The following is a 21,161-nucleotide window of genomic DNA, read 5'->3' as shown; positions in this document are numbered from 1 at the left end:
CAGGATGGCCGAGCAGGCCGCCCCCCTCCTCGAGATCGAGAACCTCCGCACCGTGTTCCGCTCCTCCGCCGGCGACCTACCGGCGGTGGACGGGGTGTCGCTCTCCGTCCGGCCCGGCAGGACGCTCGGCATCGTCGGCGAATCCGGCTGCGGCAAGAGCGTGCTGTCGCTTTCGGTGATGCGGCTCGTTCCGCGCCCGGGCCGGATCGCGGGCGGGGCGATACGCTTCGATGGGCGCGATCTCCTCGCGCTACCGGAAGCGGAGATGCGCGCTCTCCGTGGCGGCTCGATCGGCATGATCTTCCAGGAGCCGATGACGAGCCTCAACCCGGTGCATACCGTAGGACGGCAGATCGTGGAGGCGGTGCGCGCGCATCGCGACCTCTCTCCGAAAGCGGCCAAGGAGCTTGCGATCGAAAGCCTGCGCCGCGTGCGCATCCCCGCGCCCGAGCGTCGCTTCGAAGAATATCCGCACCAGCTCTCGGGCGGGATGCGCCAGCGCGTGATGATCGCGATGGCGCTCGCCTGTGCGCCGCGGCTGCTGATCGCCGACGAGCCGACCACAGCTCTCGACGTCACCATCCAGGCGCAGATCCTCGATCTCCTCCGCGCCCTGCAGGAGGAGACGGGGATGGCGATCATCCTCATCACCCATGATCTCGGCGTGGTGGCGGAGATGGCAGACGAGGTCGCGGTGATGTACGGTGGCCGAGTTGTTGAGACAGGGCCGGTGCAAGCCGTGTTTGGCGACGCGCAGCACCCCTATACGCTCGGCCTGTTCGGCTCGGTGCCGCGGCTCGACGGGGAGAGCCAGACGCTGCTTGCCATCGAGGGAACGGTGCCGCCCCCCTTCGCCTTGCCGCGCGGCTGCCGCTTCCACCCGCGCTGCGGCTTCGCGACTGAACGCTGCCGGGTGGAGATGCCCGAGTTGCGCTCCCTCGGGCCCGGTCATGTCGTCGCCTGCTGGCAGGCACCGGTCGAGGCCGCCCTCGCGTGAGCGCGCCGCTGCTTTCCGTGCGCGACCTTGCCAAACACTTCCCGGTCGAGCGCGGGATCGTGTTCTCCCGGGTGATCGGATCCGTTCGCGCGGTGGACGGGGTGTCGTTCGACCTCGCCGAGGGAGAGACGCTCTCGCTTGTCGGCGAATCGGGCTGCGGCAAGAGCACCACCGCCCGCCTCGTCCTGCGGCTTCTTGAACCGACGGCCGGAACGATCCGTTTCGCGGGCGAGGACATCACCAGGTTGCGTGGGGCCGCTCTCGCCCCGGTGCGACGGGCGATGCAGCCCGTTTTCCAGGACCCGTATGCCTCGCTCAACCCGCGCATGACGGTTGGCCGAATCATTGCCGAGCCGATGGAGGTGCACGGGCTTGGCGATGCTGCCGAGCGCCGTGCACGCGTCGAGGAACTGCTCCGCCTTGTCGGCCTCGCGCCGTATCACGCCGAGCGTTTCCCGCACGAGTTCTCGGGCGGGCAGCGGCAGCGGATCGGCATCGCGCGGGCGCTTGCGGTGAACCCGCGCCTCGTGGTGTGCGACGAACCGGTCTCAGCTCTCGATGTGTCGATCCAGGCGCAGGTGGTAAACCTTCTCAAAGACCTGCAGCAGAGGCTCGGCCTCTCATATCTCTTCATCGCGCACGACCTTGCCGTGGTGCGCCACGTGTCAGATCGGATCGCCGTGATGTATCTCGGCGAGATCGTCGAGACGGCGGCCAAGACGGCACTTTATGCAAGGCCGCGCCACCCCTACACGCGGGCCCTGCTTGCGGCGATCCCTGTGCCTGACCCGAGGCGTCGCCGGAGAGAGGCTGCACTCGGCGGCGACGTGCCGAGCCCGATCAATCCGCCGCCCGGCTGCCGCTTCGCGACGCGATGCGCCCACGCCATGCCGCGCTGCCGCGAGGAGCGCCCTACGCTTCGCCCGATCGGCGAGGGCCATCTCGTCGCCTGCCATCGCGCCGACGAGCTCGCCGTTCCGGACATCCCGAGCCTCGCGCCGCACCCGCCGAGCCCCTCGGTCGCCCGCCGGCTCGCACTCGCCGCCGCGCGGCGCCCCTCGCCGTGAGCACGCACCTGCCCTAGCGTGCGCCTCGACGGCTCAGGAGGAACACGATGATCGCGACCATCGTCTCGCCGCGGCTTCTGCTCGTTGGCGGCACTGCGGTGACGCAGGTGGGTGAGGTTCTCGCCAAGCTCGGCCTCTCCCGTCCATTCGTTGTGACCGATCCGTTCCTCGCCTCGTCCGGCACGGTCGAGCGTGTTCTCGGCCCCCTGCGCGCGCGTGGAATCGATCCACCCGTCTTCAGCGACACGGTGCCTGACCCGACCGACACGGTCGTCGAGGCGGGGGTGAAGCGGCTCGCCGGAAGCGACGCCGACTGCCTGATCGGCTTCGGCGGCGGCAGCCCGATGGACACGGCCAAGGCGATGGCGATCCTCGCCGCCGGCGGGGGCAAGATGCGGGACTGGAAGGTTCCAGCCGCCGCCGACATGGCCGCCCTGCCCATCATTGCAATCCCGACCACAGCCGGCACGGGCTCGGAGGCGACGCGCTTCACGGTCGTCACTGACACGGAACGGAACGAGAAGATGCTGATCGCGGGGCTCGCGGCGTTGCCCGCGGCGGCGATCGTCGACCACACGCTCACCCATTCCGTGCCGCCGCGTACCACGGCCGACACCGGAATCGACAGCCTCACCCACGCGCTCGAGGCCTATGTGTCGAAGCGCGCCAACCCCTATTCCGATGCCATGGCTCTGCGCGCGATGGCGCTGATCGCGCGGAACCTACGCACGGCCTACGCCGATCCGAGGAACGAGGCGGCACGAGAGGCGATGATGCTCGGGGCGACGCTCGCGGGGCTTGCCTTCTCGAACAGTTCCGTCGCGCTTGTCCACGGCATTAGCCGGCCGATCGGAGCGCATTTCCACGTCGCGCATGGGCTCTCCAACGCCATGCTCCTGCCCACCGTCACCCGCTTCTCGCTCAACGCGGCGCTGCCGCGCTACGCCGAGGCCGCACGGGCGATGGGCGTGGCCCGCGCCGAGGATGACGACGCGGCCGCCGGTGCGCGGCTAATCGTGGAGCTCGATGCGCTCAACCGCGACCTCGCGGTTCCAAGCCCGCGCAGCTACGGGCTCGACGAACGCCGCTGGAACGATCTTTTGCCGCTGATGGCGGATCAGGCCCTCGCGAGCGGCAGCCCGGCCAACAACCCGCGCGTGCCGACCAAGGAGGAGATCATCGCCCTCTACCGCGAGGCCTGGGGATAGGGCCCGGGCGGCGGCTCCTTGCGATCGGCATCGGCGGCGAGGACAGCGGCGCCTTCGCGGGAAGCTGCGCCTTCCCTCGTCCATCGCCAGGGCGACCCGGTCACACCCCGCTCCGCCACCGTTGCCGGCCTTTCGAGCCTGTCGCTACCCTCCGCCCGCACGATCGATGGACCTCAGGGGATGACGGCCAAGAATCTGCCGGCGCTCATGCCGCGTCTGCGCGCGCGCTTGCACCATCTCTATTTCGGCACCGCGCCGGAGTGCCGACGGTTCCGTTACGGGATCCTCGGATTCGACATCGCCACCATCCTGTTCGTGATCGCGACGTCCTTCATGCCGCGGATGCCCGCGATCGAGGTGGCCGACATCGTGATCGGCCTCGTTCTGCTCGCCGAGTTCCTCGCTCGCCTCGGCGCGAGCAAGAGGGCGCTGCGCGCGGCAGCGACACCGGCCTCCGTGATCGACATCGTCGCGATCGCCTCGTTCCTCGCACCGCTTGCCGGAGAGGGGCTCGGGTTCCTGCGGATCATCCGAACCTTGCGCCTCCTCCACTCCTATCGAATGACCGAGATGCTGCGTCAGGACTTTGCGTTCTTCTGCCGCAACGAGGAGGCGTTCCTCGCCGCCGTCCATCTCTGCGTGTTCGTGTTCGTCATGACGGCCGTGGTGTATGAGACGCAGAGCGGTCGCAACGACCAGATCGCCAACTACGCCGACGCGCTCTACTTCACGGTCACGGCGCTCACCACCACGGGCTTCGGCGACATCACACTCCCCGGCACCACGGGGCGGCTGATCTCGGTGGTGATCATGATCGCCGGGGTGACGCTGTTCCTGAGACTCGCGCAGGCCTTGTTCCGGCCGCGCAAGGTGCGCTTCCCCTGCCCGAGCTGCGGCCTCATGCGCCATGACCCAGACGCCGTGCACTGCAAGGCGTGCGGCGCGCTGCTCAACATCCCCGATGAGGGACGTGACTGAGAGGGCTCCGGGCGTGGGGGCGCACTTGGGCGCCCGGCGCTCGTCGGAACACGTCTTCAGGTGGCTCCTTGCGCGCAGAGCGCGGCGGAGGCTGCGGATTCACTATACGCTAGCAGGATTTGGCAAGAGAGCGCACCGGGAGCGACCGCGCTGGGTCGCGTGAGTGGATCTCGGTGCGTGCAGGGCATGGCGGGATCAGCCGATGGCGCCGCCGGGGACCGGTTGGCCGAGGCGCAGCTGGTTGTTGTCGGGGTCGCGCAGGTAGAGCTCACGCTGGCCCCAGGCCTGATCCTCCGGGCCGTGCTCGATGCAGTCGGGCGAGAGGGCGCGGAGCCGGGCGGCGATCGACTCCACATCCGGCACGCGGAGATAGACCGCGGTGCCGAAGGCGCCGTCGCCGGCGAAGGAGGAGAGATGGATCTCCGCACCGCAAAGCGTGATGGAGCGATAGCCGGGATTGCCCTCGCCCCAGGTCCAGTTGGCGGAGGCAACTAGTGGAGTGATTCCAGCGAAGGTTTCCCGCGCTGGTGCGTGCCGATGATGGTGTTGGCGGGCGCGGTCCGGCGGAAGGGCTTCGGGTCGGCGTTGTGGGCATTGAGATAGGCGCGGATGGCCTGGTTCAGCTCGATGACGGAGCGGAAGATGCCGCGGTTCAGGCGACGCTTTGTCAGCGTGGCGAACAAGCCCTCGACGGCGTTGATCCAGGAGGCCGAGGTCGGCGTGAAGTGGAGGTGGAAGCGGGGATGCCGGGCCAACCAGCGCTTCACGGCCTCGGTCTTGTGGGCGGCGTAGTTGTCGAGGATCAGGTGCAGGTCGAGTTCGGCAGGGGTCTGCTTGTCGATCAGCCGCAGGAAGCGGATGAACTCGGCCGCGCGGTGGCGGAGCATGCACTGGCTGATCACCGTGCCCGCCTTCACGTCGAGCGCGGCGAACAGCGTTGTCGTGCCGTGCCGCTTGTAGTCGTGCGTCATGGTGGCACCCCGGCCACGCTTCATCGGCAGTCCCGGCTGGGTGCGGTCGAGCGCCTGGATCTGGCTCTTCTCGTCCACCGACAGCACCAGGGCGTGCTCGGGCGGGTTGACGTAGAGGCCGACGATGTACCGCCCTTCGGGCGTTGCCTGCGGCCCGCGGACCTTCTCGACGAACTTCGGGTCGTTGGAGAGCTTGAAGGTCTCCACCCGGTGCGGCTTCAGGCCGTGCTCGCGCCAGATGCGGTGGATGGTGGACGGCGCCAGGCCGCTCGCCTTCCCCATCGAGCGCAACGTCCAGTGCGTCGCCGCTGGCGGGTCGCCGTGCAGCGTGCGTTCGACCACCGCGGCGATCTGCTCAGGCGAGGTGGAAGCGAAGGCGCGGCCTCGCGGGGCGTCGCGGAACAAGCCCTCGGCACCGTCGTGCATGGAGCGCGCCTGCCAGCGCCAGATCGTGGGTTTGCCTTTGCCGGTCGCCGCGCGGATCGCCATCGTGCCCGCGCCGTCCGCGGTCATCAGCACGATCCGAGCCCGCCAGACGTGGTGCCGCGGGCTCTTGCGGTCAGAGACCACGCCTTCAAGCCGCTCCCGGTCGCCCGGCCGGAACCGGACCTCAACGCCTTCCCTCATCCGCCCCGACTCCCACGTCTGGGCCAACAAGGGAATCATCAACTCGATCAAACCAGTAGGCTCCGGACTCATAACCACCAAGTGACGGTTGCGGCGAGGTAGACGGCGCTGAGGAAGACGTCTGCGCGTCGGTCGTATCGCGTGGCGATGCGTCGGAAATCCTTGAGGCGGCAGAAGACGCGCTCGATCAGGTTTCGCTTGCGCCAGGCGCTCCGGTCGAAGGGGTGGTGCTGGTTGCGGGTGGGGTTGTTCGGGATCACCGGCAGGATGCCGCGGGCGAGGAGGAAGCTGCGGATGCCGTTGCTGTCATAGGCAGCGTCGGCGATGCAGAGCTTGGCTGACGGCCAGGGAGCAAGCAGCGCCAGTGCCACTGGCGCATCGCCGTGCTGGCCGGCGGTCAGTTCGAAACCGATCGGGCGGCCAAGATGATCGGTCAGCGCGTGGATCTTGGTGGTCCGCCCGCCCCGCGGCGGGCCCCATCGCGGCTTGCCGCGATGGGTTTCCCGACCGCCCGATGGCTTGCGCGCGCTCCCCCTTTTCCACCCCCGGCGCTGCGATGGGCCTTCACATGGCTGCTGTCGAGCAAAAGCTCGGCCGGCGGGCCGCCAGCCCTGGCGAGCGCGCGGAACACGCGCTGCCACACGCCCTTGGCTCTCCAGCGCACGAAACGGTTGTACAGCGTCTTGCGCGGGCCGTAGACAGCCGGCGCATCGACCCACCGACCACCAGAGCGCAGCACATGGACGATGCCGCTGATCACACGCCGGTCATCCACCCGAGGCTTGCCGCGTCTCTCCGAAGGCAAGAGCGGCGCAAGCCGCCGCATCTGCGCCTCGCTCAGCCAAAACAGATCGCTCATCCCGGTTCCCCTCCATCACCGCCAAGGGAACCACCCCGAATCACACCAGCCCGCGTCGCTCAAAGAACTTTATGAACACATTATGGGTCCGGAGCCTAGCCCGTCTTCACTTCTGACCATCCGGCGCGGGTCACGGACGGTTCGAGGCAGAGCCTTCCCACGGTGGCCTCAAGCCATGTCTCGCTCGGGCCTGAGGCGACGAGGTCCGCCGTCACCGTCACCCGCTCGGCAGGAGCGTCGCCCGATGCCGGCTCGTCGCCGCTCTCGAGGCGCTGCAGCTTCACGTCCGCCGACGCCACGGCCTGCAAGAGCAGCGCGCGGATATGCGCCTCCTTGCTCGCCTTGCAGGTGAGCGTGACGCGGTAGTGCCGGTCGACCTCGGCGCCGGCGGTCGGCTGGCGGTCGATCAGGCGCACGAGCGGGCGCAGGCCGAGATTGACCCCGATGATGATCAGTGTCGCGACGGCGGCGAGAGCGGGCGCGCCTGCTCCGGCGAAGACGCCGATCGCGGCCGAGCACCAGAGCGTGGCGGCGGTGTTGAGGCCGCGGATGTTGAACCCCTCGCGCAGGATCACGCCGGCGCCGAGGAAGCCGATGCCGGAGACGACCTGTGCGGCCACGCGGGTCGGGCTCGCATCGCCGGGCGTGACCAGCCCGAACAGGGTGAAGCAGCAGGCGCCGAGCGCGACCAGAGCGTTGGTGCGCAAGCCCGCCATCCTCTGCCGCCATTGCCGCTCGGCACCGATCAGCGCGCCCGCGGTCACCGCCACAGCGAGCCTGAGCGCCGCCTCGTGGATCTCGATCATGCCCGGTCTCCCTCAAGAGGCGAAAGCCGCGTTCATCGCCCGCCGCGCCGGTGCGCGCAATGCGACGGGCCTCGCCGAAGCGGCAGGCCGGCAAGCCTCGTCGCGAGGCGAACCCAGGGCCAGGCGCCGCCCGCACCGACGAGACGGCGCTGCAGGAGCGCCGCGAGGAGATCGATCAGCGCGAGCGCAAGGGCGAGGCGAAACGCGCTGACGACCCGGACGCAGCGCGCGCGCAGGGCGGCGGACATCGTTCCGAACACCCCATCGATCCGTCCCCCGGTTCAGAACCGCGCGGCGAAGCCGGCAATGATCCAGGTGGCGCGCTCGTCGGAGAGGTTGCGGCCGAGCGCGACGTCGAGGTCGAGCCTGCCGTCGAGCACGGTCTTGCGAAGCCCGGCCTGCAGCGCGGCCCGGCCGCGGTCGGAGCCCGAGACGGCGCCGATCAACGACAGCGACTCGATCGCCTCCCAGGCGGCGCCGAGACCCCAGGTCGGCGCCGCGCGGGTCTCCGTGCGGTCGTATTCGACGCCGAGATTGGCGCTCACCGTCACGCTCTCGATCGGCGCGACCGAGACGATCGCGGTCGCGAAGGGCAGGTCGAGGCGGCGGAGGCGGGCCGGAGCGTCGGGGTCGGGTTCGGGGCGCTGCAGCGCGGTGCGGTAGGAGAAGCCCGTCTTGAGCGCGAGCCCGATGCCATGGCGCTCGATCGGCAGAAGGGCGACCTTCGCCTGCGGCGAGATGACGCTCGACCAGAAGCGGAGCTTGTCCGAGTCGTCGCCGCGCGCCTCCCCGGCCCGCTCGAGGCCGAGGCTGAACTCGACGAAGGGCAGTCCGGCGAAGGTGGCTCCGGGGGTGACGGTGTAGGCGCGCTCGCGCGAGCGGTTCACTGAGAACGCGCCGTATGATTCCAGCTTGAAGGTCCCGGGCGCGGCGATGGCGGCGTCATCGACGCGGTAGGGGCCGCCCTGGGCGAGCGCCCCCGGGGTGAAGGCGGGTGCGAGGGCGGCTGCGAGCGCAAGCGGTGCCAGAAGTCGCATGATTGTCGTCTCCGGTTCTGGAGCGTGACGGGAGGCGGCGCCGGGCCGAGACCCGGCGCCGCGTCGTCTCACTCGACGAAGAGATGGCCGAGGAAGATCCAGGCGATTCCGAAATAGATCAGCACGCCCAGCATATCCATGATTGAGGTGATGACGGGCGCGCTCAGCGTCGCCGGGTCCTGCCTGATCGCGCGCGCAGCGAAGGGAAGCACGAGGCCGAACAGGCTTCCCGCCACCGTGCAGGAGAGCATCGACAGACCGACGACGGCGACAACCTCCCAGCCGATGCTTTTGGTGGTGAAGGCGAGCACCGCCTCGAGCGCGGCGATGCCGAGGCCGAGCGCGAGCGCGACCGGCAGGTCGCGCCTGAACACACGCCAGAAATCGGCGAAGCGGAGGCTGATCTGGCCGAGCGCCATCGCACGGATCACCATCGTCGCCGTCTGGCTTCCCGTGTTGCCGCCCATGTCGATGATCGGTGCGATGAAGGCGGAGAGGATGAGCACCTTTTCGAGCATCTCCGACTGCGCGGCGACGAGATGGCTCGTTGCGAGCCCGAACACGGTGAGAAGCGCGAGCCAGAAGAAGCGCGCGGTGAAAATCCGGCTGAGCGGCGAGTTCATCAGGTCGATGTCCGGCCCCCCGAGCGCGGAGGTGCCGCCGAAGATCTGGATGCGGCGGCTCTCCTCGAGGTCGGCCACATCCATCGCGTCGTCGGCGGTGACGATGCCGACGAGCTTCTCCCCGCCATTGACCACCGGCAGTGCGATCAGGTCGTATTCGCGGATGAGCCGCACCGCCTCGGCGCGCGGCGCCTCCGCCGAGACCTTCACCACCTCGCGCCGCATGATCTCGCTGACCTTCGCTTCCGGAGCCGCGGTGATCAGGTCGCGCAGCGAGACCACACCCAAGAGCGTGCGCGACTCGTCGATAACGTAGCTCTCGTAGATGGTCTCGCGGTTAGGCGCCTCGCGGCGGAGCTGCTCGATCGCCTCGCGCGCGGAGAGCTCCGGCGAGAGCGTCGCATAGTCCGAGGTCATGACCGCGCCGACACGGTCCTCCGGGTAGGAGGCGAGCTTGCGTATGTCCTCCCGCTCTGCCTGGGCAAGCCCGGGCAGCAGCGCCTCGCGCTCCTCCTCGCTCAGGCGCTTGAAGAGGTCGGCACGCTCGTCGTGCGCCATGGCGGCGAACATCGCGCCGAGGTCTTTGCGGCTCAGCGCCCGCGCAAGCGCGAGCTGGTCGGCCGGCGCGAGATAGCCGAACACCTGCGCCTGGCGTTCGACCGGAAGCGAAGCCAGCGCCCGAAGCCGCAGATCGAGCGGCAGGGTCGGCAGGATCGCGGCAAGATTAGCTGGGTGGTGGGCGGCGAGGGCGGTGCGCGCAGAGATCTCGTCGCCGCGGGTCAGAAGCGAGGCAAGAGCAGCGCTCTGCAGCCTGAGGTCCATCGTGTCGTCTCCGGTCCGGTCTGGCGGCAGCCGCCGGCGGAGACGCGCGTGTCAGGCGCTGCGCCCCGGGCGGCTGCGGTGTCTCTGTCTGTCGTGTAGGTGGCGGGGCCGCCCCTGGCAGCGCGGGCGGCCCCTGCGACTACTACTGCCGTCGTCCATGGCCACCTCCCTCGCTGGCGCGGGGCGAGTGCGGGTGCGCGGCAGCAGGCGCTTCGGGCGCGCCACCGTCGAACGCAACGATTCGTGTCGCTGCAGTCATCCCGCCATCTCCTCGGTCTGCCGGCCCTGCCCGAGGCTGCACTGACGGAGGAGCGGCGGGTCAGAGACCCGGCTCAGACCATCCAGTGCCGCGCCGGGGTGGGAGCCGTCGATCGACCTCTGCTTCCGTCGCCCATTGCGCGTGTCACGATCCTTGCTGCGGAGCAATGGAAATTGCCCGCGATGGATCACCTATGCGCTTGGCATTGGCCTGTCAACCGCAATCGCGCGAACGGAGCGCCCGCGAGCGTTGACCCATGCGCATGCCTGCCGTAAGCCCGAGCAACGGTCAGGGAGGGAAGGATGCGACTCGCACGCCGCACGGACATGACGTCCCCCGCCGCAGCTGCCGCCATGCTTGCTGCCCCTCCCGCACTGCGCGCGCAGCCGGCGAGGATGCGGCTCTCGCACCAGTATCCCCTTGACCATCACATCGCCCGCATGCTCGCCGCCTTCGCCGAGGACGCCACCGCACGCCGCGCCGGGATCGAGGTCGAGGTGTTCCCCGCCGAACGGCTCGCGCGCGTGGCCGAGAACGTCCCCGGCGTCGCGCGCGGCGCCTTCGAGGCGGCGGTGGCGACCAACTTCACCTGGGGCAACACCATCCCGAAGACGAGGGCGCCGACCATCCCGTTCCTCTTCACTGAGCTCGGCCGGATCGAGGAATTCCCGGGCTCCGAGGCGGCGCGTTTCCTCGACGCGGCACGGCGCGGCGCGGCGTGCGCTCGGTCGCTCGGCTCTTCACCACGCGGCTGTCGATCTTTACCTCGGGCCGCCGCTCGATCCTCACCCTCGCCGATTTCCAGGGGCTCAGGATCCGGGGCCTCAACCCGCTGATCGAAACGGGGCTCCGCGCCGTCGCCGCCGCTCCTGTCGCCACACCGGCGCCGGAGGTCGTGGGCGCGCCGCAGTCCGGCGGGCTCGATGCTGGGCTGACCGATGTCTCGGCCTTCGTCTCGCGCCGCTTCCACGAGGTGAAGCGCTTCGGCACCGTCAGGCCCTTCTTCGGCGTGTTCGCCCAAGGTCTATGTCAACCCGCGCTTTTGGGATCAGCTCGCGCCACCGGCCCGGGCAGCGCTCGAGGCCGGGCTGCGCAAGGCCGAGGCTCAGGACTCACTGATTGAGCCAGAAGGTGACGGTTGCGGCGAGGGTGATGGCTGCGAGGAAGGTGTGAGCGCATCGGTCTTAGCGCATGGCGATGCGCCGCCAGTCCTTGAGGCGGCCGAACATGTTCTCGATGCGGTGGCGTTGTCGGTAGAGCGTTGGGTCGTGCGGGATGGGCTGCTTGCGCGAGCGCGTCGAGGGGATGCAGGCGGCGATGCCACGCGCTGCGCGTTCGGCCCTGAAGCGGGCGCTGTCGTACCCCCGGTCTGCGATCAGCTCACGCGCGGGCGGGAGCCTCGGGAGCATCAGCGCAGCGCCGCGGTGGTCACTCGCCTGGCCCTCGGTGAGCAGCAGGACCACGGGGCGCCCCTGACCGTCGCAGACGGTCGTGTCCCGTGTCGTGGTGTAGCTGGCGGTGAGCTGCCGCGGTTGCCGGCGTGGCCGGGCTGGTCAGCCTGCCATTGCGGGGAGGCTGACGGGTGCATCATCGCCGACGGGGCTGATGCTTTCCAGGGTGATGTAGCGTGCGCGCTGGACGGCCCATTCGTCGTTCGGTTCGAGCAGGATGGCGCCGATGAGGCGTGTGATGGCCGCTTCGTTGGGGAAGATGCCGACCACCTCGGTGCGTCGCTTGATCTCACCGTTCAGGCGTTCGAGCGGATTGGTGCTGTGCAGCTTGGCGCGGTGCTGCGGCGGGAAGCTCATGTAGGCGAGCACATCGCTCTCGGCCTCGTCCATCAGCGCGGCGAGCTTCGGCAGCTTGGGTCGCAACTGGTCGGCGACGCGGCGCCACTGCATCGTGGCGGCTGCCGCGTCGTTCTGGGCAAACGCGGTGGCGATGAAGGCGGAGACGACGCGTCTGCCACTCCTGCCGGCATGGGCCAAAGCGTTGCGCATGAAGTGCACGCGGGGGCTGTTGAAGAACTCAAGTCAGGCCGATGCGAATCCCGTGTTGGCGCGTCTCGCCCGCGGCGCGATCTCGACCTCCGCGATGAGAGCCACGGCGAGCGCATAGAGCATGGCCGCGATGGCGGCCGCCAGACGCTTGAGGTTGATGGCGGCGGCCGTCAGGTAGACCTGGATCCTGATATTGGCCAGGCCGCGGCGCACCGCGCGCGCCAGGCCGTGGCGGGTCTTCGCTTCGCCATGCACGCCCTCGACGCGCCAGCGGTGGCGGGCATAGACGGCCTTGTCGTGATCGCTCCACCTCTCGCGCCGACGCCGAGCGCGCAGCAGCGCGGGATAGTCGTCACCGACCACCACCGCCTTGTTGACGCGCCCGCCCGAGCGGCAGAGGCGGGCCAGGTCGCAGCGCCGGCAATCCTTCGCCCGCGCAGTGAAGAAGCGGCGATGCTTCACGCGCCGATCGGCCTTCAGCGTCTTGCCGCGTGGGCAGGTGAGGCGGTCGTGGCGGGCATCGTAGCGGAAGCGCCGCATCGGCACCGGCGATCGGATCGGCTCAGCCTTCGGCGGGATGACCGCCGTGATGCCGCGCCGTTTGAGCGCGCCGTAGACCTTGGCATAGGCGTAGCCGGCATCGGCGCTGGCGACCGCGACGGCCGTGCTGGTCACCGCCTCGACGCGCTCGATCGCGGGCACGAGCTCGCCGCCCTCGTTGAGCTCACCCGTCGTCGCCTCCCCGTCGACGATCACGCCGGCCTGGTCGCACACGGCGGTGTGCTGCTTGTATGCCGGCTCGAGCCGCTGGCGGCGGCCGGTGGTCGCCATCGTCGCGTCAGGATCGGTGGTGCAGACCTTCTTGTACCTGCCCGTCTGCTTGCCTTCGCGCGCGGCCTGATCGACCGGCTCGTTCTCGGCTTCCAGCGTTGCGACCCAACGTTGCGCGAGCGCCTCCCAGCTGACATCGGCGCGGATCAGCGTGGCGTCGAGATGCACCACCTCGCCTTTCGCGATCCCGGCCGCCACGCACGCCGTCACCGTGCGCTCGAAGATGCGGCGAAAGCGCGCCGCGCCCCAGCGCTGGCGGATGCGCGTGAGCGAGGAATGGTCCGGCAGGGGCTCGGTCAGGCCGAAGCGCGCGAACCAGCGGATCGCCAGGTTCACCGCCGCCTCGCGCATCAGACGGCGGTCATGAACGAGGCCGAGCAGGAAGCCGGCCAGCATCAGCCTGACCGCCGCTTCCGGATCGGTGCTGGGACGACCGGCCTCGGCGCTGTACAGCCCAGCCACCTCGTCACGCATCCAGCTCAGATCGAGCACGCGATCAACGCGGGCGAGCACATGCTCGTCAGGAATCAGCTCACGCAGAGAGCCAGCGAAGAACTCGTACTGCTCCGGTCCGCGTCGCCCCAGCATGCTCCCACCTCATCGCATCGCTGCGAGATCGAATCAGAGGCCGGGAGGTTTTTCAACAGCCCCACGCGGCATCGTTGCCAGGTCGCACTCAACACCTTGGCGATTGCCGCCTTCAGGCCTTTATGCGCGTCGGAGATGACCAGCTTGACGCCGCGCAGGCCGCGTCGGGCGAGCTTGCGCAGGAACGCGGTCCAGAACGTCTCCGCCTCGGACGGGCCGATATCCATGCCCAGAACCTCGCGCCGGCCGTCGCCGTTGACGCCGACCGCGACGATCACCGCCACCGAGACGATGCGCCCCTGCTGGCGCACTTTCACGTAGGTCGCGTCGATCCAGAGATAGGGCCAGTCGCCTTCGATCGGACGATCCAGGAACGCCTTCACCCGCTCGTCGATCTCTTCGCAGAGCCGGCTCACCTGGCTCTTGACGGGACCCCATCGCGGTAAGCCGCGATGGGAGCCCGAAGATGCCGCTCATGCCGAGCGCCTTCACCAGATCGTCGACCGAGCGCGTCGCGGCGCCTTGGATGTACGCCTCCTGGATCACCGCGGTCAGCGCCTTCTCCGCCATCCGGCGCGGCTCGAGGAAGCCGGGGAAGTAGGACCCTCGGCGCAAGCGAGGAATGCGCAGTTCCACCGTGCCCGCGCGCGTCTGCCAGTCACGCTCGCGGTAGCCGTTGCGCTGCACCAGCCGCTCGGCGCTCTTCTCGCCGTAGCCGGCGCCGGTCAGGCCGCCAATCTCCAACTCCATCAGCCGCTCGGCAGCAAAGCCGATCATCTCGCGCAGGAGGTCGGCGTCCGGGGCCTTCTCCACCTGGGCACGAAGGCTCATAATCGCGTCGGTCATCGGGGATCCTCAGGTCAGGGGTGGCTCTCGCAACCCAACCCTACCGGCGTCCGCCGATGACCACCCCCAGCACCTACACCACCAACAGGGACGCGACCGTCGCAGACGGCGTGGAGCTTCGAGTTCAGCCCGCCCTTAGTGCGGCCAATGCAGCGGGGCAAAGCCCCTTTTTGAGCAGGCTGGCGGCGGTGCGATGCGCCTTCAGATGCGTGGCATCGATCATCAGCCGTGACGGCGGGCCGGCCTCGGCCGCCAGGGCAGCGAAGATGCGGTCGAACACTCCAGCGGACGAAGCGGTTGTAGAGCGTCTTGTGCGGGCCATAGGCGGCCGGCGCATCGCGCCACCAGAGGCCTTGGCGGAGCACGTAGATGGTGCTGCTCAGCACGCGGCCATCATCCACCCGTGCAATCCCGTGCGACCGCGGGAAGTGCGGGGATAGGCGCCGCATCTGCGCCAGCGTCAGCAGAAAGGGCGGTGTCGGATTGGCCAGGGCAGCACCCCCGACACATCCAGAATCACATCTGCCCGCGTCGCTCCAAACGATCAATAGGTCCTGAGCCTAGCGCCCTCTCCGCCGCCTCGCGCTCGGCGGGGTGGCCGTCATCAACCCATGTGCTGAAGCTCGACCGCATGCCGTGCGGCACGGCGTCGCGGCCATCGGCGTCGCGCCACGGTGGTGGTGCGCCACGCGGGCAGTCGGCGTTCATCCGACGCATGACGGCGCTCATGGTCATGTCACTGATCGGCGTGCGGCGTGTCGCACTCGGGAAGATCAGCGCTTTGCCCGCCAGCGCCGCGCGCTTGGGCAACTCGGCCACCGTGCATGGCAGGCCGGTCGCCTCGCGGTAGGCCCGCGCCAGGACTTCCAGCGCGGCGGGCGCAAGCGGCACGCGGTGCGGCAACACCTCGGCCGAGCGCTTCCCCTTCATCGCCTCGCCCGGAACCGTCAACACTGGAACGGGACCCTCGAAACTGATCCAGTTCCACCGCGCCTTGCGCACCTCGCCGGAGCGCAGCGCCGTCAGGATGGCGAAGCGCAGCGCGGCAGCGCCCATGCCTTCCACGTTGTCGAGCGCGACCCAGAACAAGGGGATGCGCGCCCAGGACAGGGACGGCAGGTTGCGGCCTCCGGGCAGCGCGGGCAGGCCCATGTTCCGCAGCATCCGCGCATCGGCCGGGTTGTCATTCGCGCGCCAGCCATGCGCGGCGGCGTAGCGCAGCACCGCGCCAATGCGGCGGAGAACCTTCCTCGCGGTGGCGGGCCGCTCGCGCCAGACCGCCGATATCGCGCGCATGACGGCATGCTTGTCGATAGCGGCAACGGGCATGTCGCCGATCTCGGGATAGGCCCAGCGTTCGAGGCTGTTGCGCCACATGACGGCGGTCTTGCGGTCCTTCCAGCCGGGCGCTTGGGACTGGATGCAGGCTTCGGCCACGGCGCGGAAGGTGCAGGCTTGGGCTTCCTCCAGGGCCTTGCGCGCGGCCTCGCGCTCGCGTCGGGCGGCCTCGCGTTCCTCGATTGGGTCGATCCCGGCGCGGGCTTGCTTCCGCATCGTTTCGGCCTTCTCGCGGGCTTCCTTGAGACTGACGGTGGGATAGCCGCCAAGCCCCACGTCATGCCGCTTCCCGGCCACCTGAACGCGCAGCATCCAAGCCTTCGCGCCGGAGGGCTTCACCACAAGGAACAGTCCCTTGCCGTCGAACAGGCGGTAGGGCGTCGCCTTGGGCTGCGCCGCGAGGATGATGCGGTTGTCGAGATTGGGCATGTGGGAACCTCACTCCGGTTCCCACACTAGTTCCCACACTCGGCGAGGGCAATGCGAAATCGTAACAAACCGCGTCAGGCTTGCTCAGAACCGCCGCAACCCGGCCTCATACCTTGTGTCAGCCGCCTCATTCCGTCACGGTTGCGCAAGGCTGCAACGGCCTGAATCCCTGGAATTGCGTTCGTACGGGACGCCATGTCCAGCTGTCAAACGTTGCAGTTGCGTGGCTTTGCTGTGTCCGCGCGCTTTCGCCCCTACACTCTGCACCCGCTTCGAGGGCTGAGCGGGCGCCAAGCGCCAGATCCCTTCGCGTCATTCCAGACGCTACCGTTTTCCAGTGAGTCAGCCAGGTCGGTGCGGGCCGGTCAGCGTCGCAGAAGGGCGGTGCTGCCAGGCCCACCGCGTCGGCGTAAACCACATGCGGTGGCACGCGATTATTGTGCTGTCGGAGCGCTGCACCCCTTCCGTATCCTGCAACGTTCCGACTTGTAGAAATCGTAGACTGCGAATGGCCGTTATGGTCACTCTAGGCGCAGGACCCATTCATCTGCTTGCGGCGACGCGGGCGGGCGTGATTCTGAACGGGGCGGAGGTGCCCTCATGTCCGTCCCGTTTCTGCTCACCCCGGCGCAGATGCGGCGCATCCGGCCGCACGTCCCGCTCTCGCACGGCATCCCGCGCGTGGACGACCGGCGCGTCCTCAGCGGCATCATCTTCGTCATCCGGGGCGGCCTGCGCTGGCGCGACGCCCCGCCGGGCTACGGCCCGCACAAGACCCTCTACAACCGCTTCGTCCGCTGGAGTGTTCAGCCGCATCTTCGCCGCCCTCGCCGGCGAGGCCGGCGAGCCCGACCGCCTAATCATCGACAGCACGCACCTGAAGGCCCACCGCACCGCGGCCAGCCTCCTCAAAAGGGGGCGCCTGATCGGTGCATCGGCAGAACCAAGGGCGGGCTGAACGCCAAGCTCCACGCCGTCTGCGACAGCCAAGGCCGCCCCGTCGTCATGATGCTCTCCGCCGGGCAGATGAACGACCAGAAGGGCGCCAACATCCTCGCCCCACTCCTGCCGCCGGCGCGCGAGCTGATCGCTGACCGCGGCTACGACAGCACCCCGTTCCGCGCCGCGCTCGCCGAGCGTGGCATCGCCGCATGCATCCCGACCAAGAAGAACCGCAAGCAGCCCATCCCCTACGACAAGGCGCTCTATCGTCAGCGCCACCGCATCGAGATCGCCTTCCGCCGCCTCAAGGATTTCCGACGCATCGCCACCCGCTACGACCAATGCGCCACCATCTTCTTCGGCGCCATCACCCTCGCCGCCATCGTCACCTTCTGGCTCGGACAATGAGTCCTGAGCCTAGAGGGCAGGGTGTCCCCTGCTCGCGCCTAGGCTCCGGACTCATAACCACCAAGTGACGGTTGCGGCGAGGTAGACGGCGCTGAGGAAGACGTCTGCGCGTCGGTCGTATCGCGTGGCGATGCGTCGGAAATCCTTGAGGCGGCAGAAGACGCGCTCGATCAGGTTTCGCTTGCGCCAGACGCTCCGGTCGAAGGGGTGGTGCTGTTTGCGGGTGGGGTTGTTCGGGATCACCGGCAGGATGCCGCGGGCGAGGAGGAAGCTGCGGATGCCGTTGCTGTCATAGGCAGCGTCGGCGATGCAGAGCTTGGCTGACGGCCAGGGAGCAAGCAGCGCCAGTGCCACTGGCGCATCGCCGTGCTGGCCGGCGGTCAGTTCGAAACCGATCGGGCGGCCAAGATGATCGGTCAGCGCGTGGATCTTGGTGGTCCGCCCGCCGCGCGGCCGGCCGGATCGGTATCGGCGACCAGTTCCGCCGTCTTGCAGCGCATCCGGCTGCCATGGCCGTCGAGGCGCCGTGCTGTCACCGAGTAGGTCTGCATCGGGCAAGATCTCCTCTTCGAGACCGGAGGCTGGCAGACGCTCCGGAGGTCGGCCTTGCGCCGGATCAATCGCCGCGCCGCGGGGGTTGCGGCTGCCGAGCTGCGCCTCTTATATCGTCCTTCGACGATGAACGAACAAGGGCGAGTGATCGTGAGCCACCGCAGCGTTCCCCGACCGAATGCCGCCGATGAGGAGCTTGCCGTGCTGGCAAAGGCGCTCGGCCATCCGGCGCGCGTGCGCGTGTTGCGCCTGCTGGCCCGACGCGAGGGCTGCATCGGTTGCGACATCGTCGCCGACCTCGAACTCGCCCAATCCACCGTTTCGGAACACCTCCGCATCCTCAAGGCGGCCGGGCTGGTCGAGGGTGAAGTGGACGGGCCGCGCGTATGCTACCGGCTCAGCGGCTTGGGGCTCGCGCGGCTTAAGGCCCTTGTGGCCGCGCTCTAGCAGCAGGATCTGCAGATGAGTTCCCCGACCGCATCGCCGCGGCAGCGCCTGTCGTTCCTCGACCGCTATCTCACGCTCTGGATCTTCGCCGCGATGGCGGCGGGCGTTGCGCTCGGCTCGGCGGCTCCGGCGGTGCCGCGTCTTCTCGACAGCCTGTCTTTGGGATCGACCAACCTGCCGATCGCGCTCGGGCTGATCCTGATGATGTACCCGCCGCTCGCGCGCGTGCGCTACGAGGAGCTGCCGCGCGTGTTCGAGGATTGGCGGGTGCTGTTGCTCTCGCTGGTGCAGAACTGGATCATCGGCCCGCTGCTGATGTTCGCGCTCGCCGTGCTCTTCCTGCGTGACCATCCGGAGTACATGACGGGCGTGATCCTGATCGGGCTCGCGCGCTGCATCGCCATGGTGATCGTCTGGAACCAGCTCGCCGGCGGCAACAACCAGTACGTGGCCGCCCTGGTCGCCTTCAACTCAGTCTTCCAGATCCTGTTCTTCAGCGTCTATGCGTGGTTCTTCCTCGCGGTGCTGCCGTCCCTGATGGGTCTCGAGGGCAGCGTCGTCGATATCGGATTCTGGACGATCGCCGAGGCGGTTCTGATCTATCTCGGCCTGCCCTTCGCGGCCGGCTATCTGACCCGCCGACTGCTGCTGCCGGCGAAGGGAGCGGCCTGGTACGAGCAGCAGTTCATCCGGAGAATCGCTCCGATCACGCTGGTGGCGCTGCTGTTCACCATCGTCGCGATGTTCGCGCTCAAGGGCGGCAGCGTGCTGAAGCTGCCGCTCGATGCCGCGCGCATCGCGGTACCGCTCGCACTCTACTTCGTGATCATGTTCATTGTCAGCTTCTGGATGGGAAAACTGATCGAGGCCGACTATCCGCGCACCACCGCGATCGCCTTCACCGCCGCCTCGAACAATTTCGAGCTCGCCATCGCGGTCGCGATCGCCACCTTCGGCCTGACGTCTCCGGTCGCCTTCGCCACCGTGATCGGTCCGCTGGTCGAGGTCCCCGTGCTCATTGCGCTGGTCAACGTCGCCCTCTGGCTCGGGCGCCGATGGTTCGGCGAGCGGCCACAGGCAGCGCGATGAGCGATGGCATTCTCTTTCTCTGCGTCGCCAACTCGGCTCGCAGCCAGATGGCGGAGGGCCTTGCGCGCCCGGTTCGGGCCCGCACGGCTGATCGCGAGCGCGGGCTCCAAGCCGAGCACGCTGAATCCATTGGCCGTCGCGGTGATGGCGGAGATCGGCATCGACATCGCGGGCCACCGGCCCAAGGCGCCCGAGAATATCGACCTCGCCCGGTTCGGGCCGATTGTCACGTTGTGCGCCGATGAAGTCTGTCTGGTCGTACCTGGGGCGGTGCGGCCGCTGCACTGGCCGATCGCTGATCCCGCACAAGTCCGAATGACCGATGCCTTCCGCGCCACGCGCGACGAGATTGGTTCGTCGGCTTCGCGACTTGGAGCCTGCTTCTGCCGAGCGACCCTGATGCCGCCTGCTGTGGAGGCGACCAGGCGAAGAGGCGGTGCCAGAGAATTTCCGCTTCTGGGTTCCCACTGCTGCTCCAATGAGTCAATGACTTAGCGGCAAGCCGCGGCGGCAGGCCGAAGCCCAGGGTCCGCCCTTGTGAAGTTCTTTGAGCGGCGCGGGAGGGTGTGTGTCGAAGTGGTTCCCTTGCTGGTGGGGGGAACCGGGATGAGCGATCTGTTTTGGCTGAGCGAGGCGCAGATGCGGCGGCTTGCGCCGCTCTTGCCTTCGGAGAGACGCGGCAAGCCTCGGGTGGATGACCGGCGTGTGATCAGCGGCATCGTCCATGTGCTGCGCTCTGGTGGTCGGTGGGTCGATGCGCCGGCTGTCTACGGTCCGCGCAAGACGCTGTACAACCGTTTCGTGCGCTGGAGAGCCAAGGGCGTGTGGCAGCGCGTGTTCCGCGCGCTCGCCAGGGCTGGCGGCCCGCCGGCCGAGCTTTTGCTCGACAGCAGCCATGTGAAGGCCCATCGCAGCGCCGGGGGTGGAAAAGGGGGGAGCGCGCGCAAGCCATCGGGCGGTCGCGGAACCCATCGCGGCAAGCCGCGATGGGGCCCGCCGCGGGGCGGGCGGACCACCAAGATCCACGCGCTGACCGATCATCTTGGCCGCCCGATCGGTTTCGAACTGACCGCCGGCCAGCACGGCGATGCGCCAGTGGCACTGGCGCTGCTTGCTCCCTGGCCGTCAGCCAAGCTCTGCATCGCCGACGCTGCCTATGACAGCAACGGCATCCGCAGCTTCCTCCTCGCCCGCGGCATCCTGCCGGTGATCCCGAACAACCCCACCCGCAACCAGCACCACCCCTTCGACCGGAGCGCCTGGCGCAAGCGAAACCTGATCGAGCGCGTCTTCTGCCGCCTCAAGGATTTCCGACGTATCGCCACGCGATACGACCGACGCGCAGACGTCTTCCTCAGCGCCGTCTACCTCGCCGCAACCGTCACTTGGTGCTTATGAGTCCAGAGCCTAGAGCTGTTTCCGCGACCGTGGAAACGC

The 21,161-nt window shown here is 68.7% G+C and carries 21 protein-coding genes and 4 pseudogenes; 10 read left to right on the top strand and 15 right to left on the bottom strand.

The genetic code is table 11. From position 1 onward, the window contains the following. Positions 1 to 4 precede the first annotated feature (4 nt). The 4 genes from KO353_RS00675 (at position 5) to KO353_RS00660 (ending at position 4,250) form a co-directional block, all read left to right on the top strand. Positions 5 to 997, top strand: a complete 993-nt coding sequence (locus KO353_RS00675) for an ABC transporter ATP-binding protein (RefSeq protein ID WP_218285883.1) — start codon at positions 5 to 7, stop codon at positions 995 to 997. Then, complete coding sequence (locus tag KO353_RS00670) at positions 994 to 2,064, top strand: ABC transporter ATP-binding protein (protein ID WP_218285882.1); 1,071 nt, start codon at positions 994 to 996, stop codon at positions 2,062 to 2,064. The genes KO353_RS00675 and KO353_RS00670 overlap by 4 nt, the downstream gene beginning before the upstream one ends. A 47-nt stretch (positions 2,065 to 2,111) precedes the next feature. Next, a complete protein-coding gene (locus KO353_RS00665; protein ID WP_218285881.1) occupies positions 2,112 to 3,272 on the top strand; it encodes an iron-containing alcohol dehydrogenase in 1,161 nt (386 codons plus the stop codon). Positions 3,273 to 3,452: 180 nt separating this feature from the next. Next, a complete protein-coding gene (locus KO353_RS00660; RefSeq protein WP_218285880.1) occupies positions 3,453 to 4,250 on the top strand; it encodes a potassium channel family protein in 798 nt (265 codons plus the stop codon). Between the two features lie 195 nt (positions 4,251 to 4,445). Here KO353_RS00660 and KO353_RS00655 read toward each other — a convergent pair whose 3' ends face one another. The 8 genes from KO353_RS00655 to KO353_RS16200 form a co-directional block, all read right to left on the bottom strand. Then, entirely contained in the window at positions 4,446 to 4,613 is a 168-nt protein-coding gene (locus KO353_RS00655; protein ID WP_218285879.1) for a VOC family protein, read from the bottom strand. Positions 4,614 to 4,741: 128 nt separating this feature from the next. Next, a complete protein-coding gene (locus KO353_RS00650; RefSeq protein ID WP_218285878.1) occupies positions 4,742 to 5,848 on the bottom strand; it encodes an IS630 family transposase in 1,107 nt (368 codons plus the stop codon). A gap of 68 nt (positions 5,849 to 5,916) precedes the next feature. Further along, positions 5,917 to 6,707, bottom strand: a protein-coding gene (locus KO353_RS00645) for an IS5 family transposase (RefSeq protein WP_407928205.1) whose coding sequence is annotated in 2 segments (ribosomal slippage) — positions 5,917 to 6,363 and positions 6,366 to 6,707 — 789 coding nt in all. Because the reading frame shifts where the segments join, the coding sequence is not laid out codon by codon here. A gap of 95 nt (positions 6,708 to 6,802) precedes the next feature. After that, positions 6,803 to 7,513, bottom strand: coding sequence for an MgtC/SapB family protein (locus KO353_RS00640; protein ID WP_218285877.1), 711 nt, complete (start codon positions 7,511 to 7,513; stop codon positions 6,803 to 6,805). 32 nt (positions 7,514 to 7,545) lie between these two features. Beyond that, positions 7,546 to 7,773, bottom strand: a complete 228-nt coding sequence (locus KO353_RS00635) for a hypothetical protein (protein WP_218285876.1) — start codon at positions 7,771 to 7,773, stop codon at positions 7,546 to 7,548. 21 nt (positions 7,774 to 7,794) lie between these two features. Beyond that, positions 7,795 to 8,550, bottom strand: coding sequence for a hypothetical protein (locus KO353_RS00630; RefSeq protein WP_218285875.1), 756 nt, complete (start codon positions 8,548 to 8,550; stop codon positions 7,795 to 7,797). 68 nt (positions 8,551 to 8,618) lie between these two features. Further along, positions 8,619 to 9,995, bottom strand: a complete 1,377-nt coding sequence (gene mgtE, locus KO353_RS00625) for a magnesium transporter (protein ID WP_218285874.1) — start codon at positions 9,993 to 9,995, stop codon at positions 8,619 to 8,621. A 686-nt stretch (positions 9,996 to 10,681) separates the two neighbouring features. Further along, positions 10,682 to 10,882 carry a hypothetical protein gene (locus tag KO353_RS16200; RefSeq protein WP_235691959.1) on the bottom strand — a complete coding sequence of 67 codons (201 nt, stop codon included), beginning with the start codon at positions 10,880 to 10,882 and terminating at the stop codon, positions 10,682 to 10,684. A gap of 90 nt (positions 10,883 to 10,972) precedes the next feature. Between KO353_RS16200 and KO353_RS00615 the strand changes: the two genes are divergently transcribed. After that, positions 10,973 to 11,377, top strand: a complete 405-nt coding sequence (locus tag KO353_RS00615; protein WP_218285872.1) for a type 2 periplasmic-binding domain-containing protein — start codon at positions 10,973 to 10,975, stop codon at positions 11,375 to 11,377. A gap of 61 nt (positions 11,378 to 11,438) precedes the next feature. Here the strand turns inward: KO353_RS00615 and KO353_RS00610 are convergent. The 6 genes and pseudogenes from KO353_RS00610 to KO353_RS00585 all read right to left on the bottom strand — a co-directional run. Beyond that, positions 11,439 to 11,732: pseudogene (locus tag KO353_RS00610) on the bottom strand (transposase); the annotation flags it as partial. Between the two features lie 75 nt (positions 11,733 to 11,807). Further along, positions 11,808 to 12,266 (bottom strand): annotated as a pseudogene (locus tag KO353_RS00605) (transposase); the annotation flags it as partial. 21 nt (positions 12,267 to 12,287) lie between these two features. After that, positions 12,288 to 13,673, bottom strand: coding sequence for a transposase (locus KO353_RS00600; protein WP_218285870.1), 1,386 nt, complete (start codon positions 13,671 to 13,673; stop codon positions 12,288 to 12,290). Positions 13,674 to 13,690: 17 nt separating this feature from the next. Then, a pseudogene (locus KO353_RS00595) lies at positions 13,691 to 14,519 on the bottom strand (IS256 family transposase); the annotation flags it as partial. 92 nt (positions 14,520 to 14,611) lie between these two features. Continuing rightward, positions 14,612 to 14,968: pseudogene (locus tag KO353_RS00590) on the bottom strand (transposase); the annotation flags it as partial. A gap of 67 nt (positions 14,969 to 15,035) precedes the next feature. After that, entirely contained in the window at positions 15,036 to 16,286 is a 1,251-nt protein-coding gene (locus KO353_RS00585; protein ID WP_218285868.1) for a tyrosine-type recombinase/integrase, read from the bottom strand. Positions 16,287 to 16,886: 600 nt separating this feature from the next. Between KO353_RS00585 and KO353_RS00580 the strand changes: the two genes are divergently transcribed. After that, a complete protein-coding gene (locus KO353_RS00580; RefSeq protein WP_235691849.1) occupies positions 16,887 to 17,636 on the top strand; it encodes an IS5 family transposase in 750 nt (249 codons plus the stop codon). Between the two features lie 51 nt (positions 17,637 to 17,687). On the opposite strand, the gene KO353_RS00575 is transcribed toward KO353_RS00580, so the two are convergent. Then, positions 17,688 to 18,194 (bottom strand): IS5 family transposase, encoded by a 507-nt coding sequence (locus KO353_RS00575; protein ID WP_218285867.1) that lies wholly within the window; start codon positions 18,192 to 18,194, stop codon positions 17,688 to 17,690. Positions 18,195 to 18,338: 144 nt separating this feature from the next. Between KO353_RS00575 and KO353_RS00570 the strand changes: the two genes are divergently transcribed. From KO353_RS00570 to KO353_RS00555, 4 genes are all read left to right on the top strand, one after another. Continuing rightward, positions 18,339 to 18,635 carry an ArsR/SmtB family transcription factor gene (locus KO353_RS00570; protein WP_235691958.1) on the top strand — a complete coding sequence of 99 codons (297 nt, stop codon included), beginning with the start codon at positions 18,339 to 18,341 and terminating at the stop codon, positions 18,633 to 18,635. 15 nt (positions 18,636 to 18,650) lie between these two features. Continuing rightward, on the top strand, positions 18,651 to 19,724 hold the full coding sequence (gene arsB / locus KO353_RS00565) for an ACR3 family arsenite efflux transporter (RefSeq protein ID WP_218285865.1): 1,074 nt from the start codon (positions 18,651 to 18,653) through the stop codon (positions 19,722 to 19,724). 60 nt (positions 19,725 to 19,784) lie between these two features. Further along, positions 19,785 to 20,219: an arsenate reductase/protein-tyrosine-phosphatase family protein gene (locus KO353_RS00560; protein ID WP_218285864.1), complete on the top strand. Its 435-nt coding sequence runs from the start codon at positions 19,785 to 19,787 to the stop codon at positions 20,217 to 20,219. A 111-nt stretch (positions 20,220 to 20,330) separates the two neighbouring features. Beyond that, on the top strand, positions 20,331 to 21,122 hold the full coding sequence (locus tag KO353_RS00555) for an IS5 family transposase (RefSeq protein WP_218285863.1): 792 nt from the start codon (positions 20,331 to 20,333) through the stop codon (positions 21,120 to 21,122). Positions 21,123 to 21,161: the final 39 nt, after the last annotated feature.

Source organism: Elioraea tepida (assembly GCF_019203965.1).
Taxonomy (GTDB): domain Bacteria; phylum Pseudomonadota; class Alphaproteobacteria; order Acetobacterales; family Acetobacteraceae; genus Elioraea_A; species Elioraea_A tepida.
This window is presented reverse-complemented; position numbering and strand designations above follow the sequence as displayed.

Coding starts and splice junctions, on each gene's coding strand:
- KO353_RS00640 (WP_218285877.1), bottom strand. CDS start 7,513: ATGATCGAGATCCACGAGGCGGCGCTCAGGCTCGCTGTGGCGGTGACC.
- KO353_RS00675 (WP_218285883.1), top strand. CDS start 5: ATGGCCGAGCAGGCCGCCCCCCTCCTCGAGATCGAGAACCTCCGCACC.
- KO353_RS00600 (WP_218285870.1), bottom strand. CDS start 13,673: ATGCTGGGGCGACGCGGACCGGAGCAGTACGAGTTCTTCGCTGGCTCT.
- KO353_RS16200 (WP_235691959.1), bottom strand. CDS start 10,882: ATGGTCGGCGCCCTCGTCTTCGGGATGGTGTTGCCCCAGGTGAAGTTG.
- KO353_RS00665 (WP_218285881.1), top strand. CDS start 2,112: ATGATCGCGACCATCGTCTCGCCGCGGCTTCTGCTCGTTGGCGGCACT.
- KO353_RS00660 (WP_218285880.1), top strand. CDS start 3,453: ATGACGGCCAAGAATCTGCCGGCGCTCATGCCGCGTCTGCGCGCGCGC.
- KO353_RS00580 (WP_235691849.1), top strand. CDS start 16,887: ATGTCCGTCCCGTTTCTGCTCACCCCGGCGCAGATGCGGCGCATCCGG.
- arsB (WP_218285865.1), top strand. CDS start 18,651: ATGAGTTCCCCGACCGCATCGCCGCGGCAGCGCCTGTCGTTCCTCGAC.
- KO353_RS00650 (WP_218285878.1), bottom strand. CDS start 5,848: ATGAGGGAAGGCGTTGAGGTCCGGTTCCGGCCGGGCGACCGGGAGCGG.
- KO353_RS00630 (WP_218285875.1), bottom strand. CDS start 8,550: ATGCGACTTCTGGCACCGCTTGCGCTCGCAGCCGCCCTCGCACCCGCC.
- KO353_RS00555 (WP_218285863.1), top strand. CDS start 20,331: ATGAGCGATCTGTTTTGGCTGAGCGAGGCGCAGATGCGGCGGCTTGCG.
- mgtE (WP_218285874.1), bottom strand. CDS start 9,995: ATGGACCTCAGGCTGCAGAGCGCTGCTCTTGCCTCGCTTCTGACCCGC.
- KO353_RS00585 (WP_218285868.1), bottom strand. CDS start 16,286: ATGCCCAATCTCGACAACCGCATCATCCTCGCGGCGCAGCCCAAGGCG.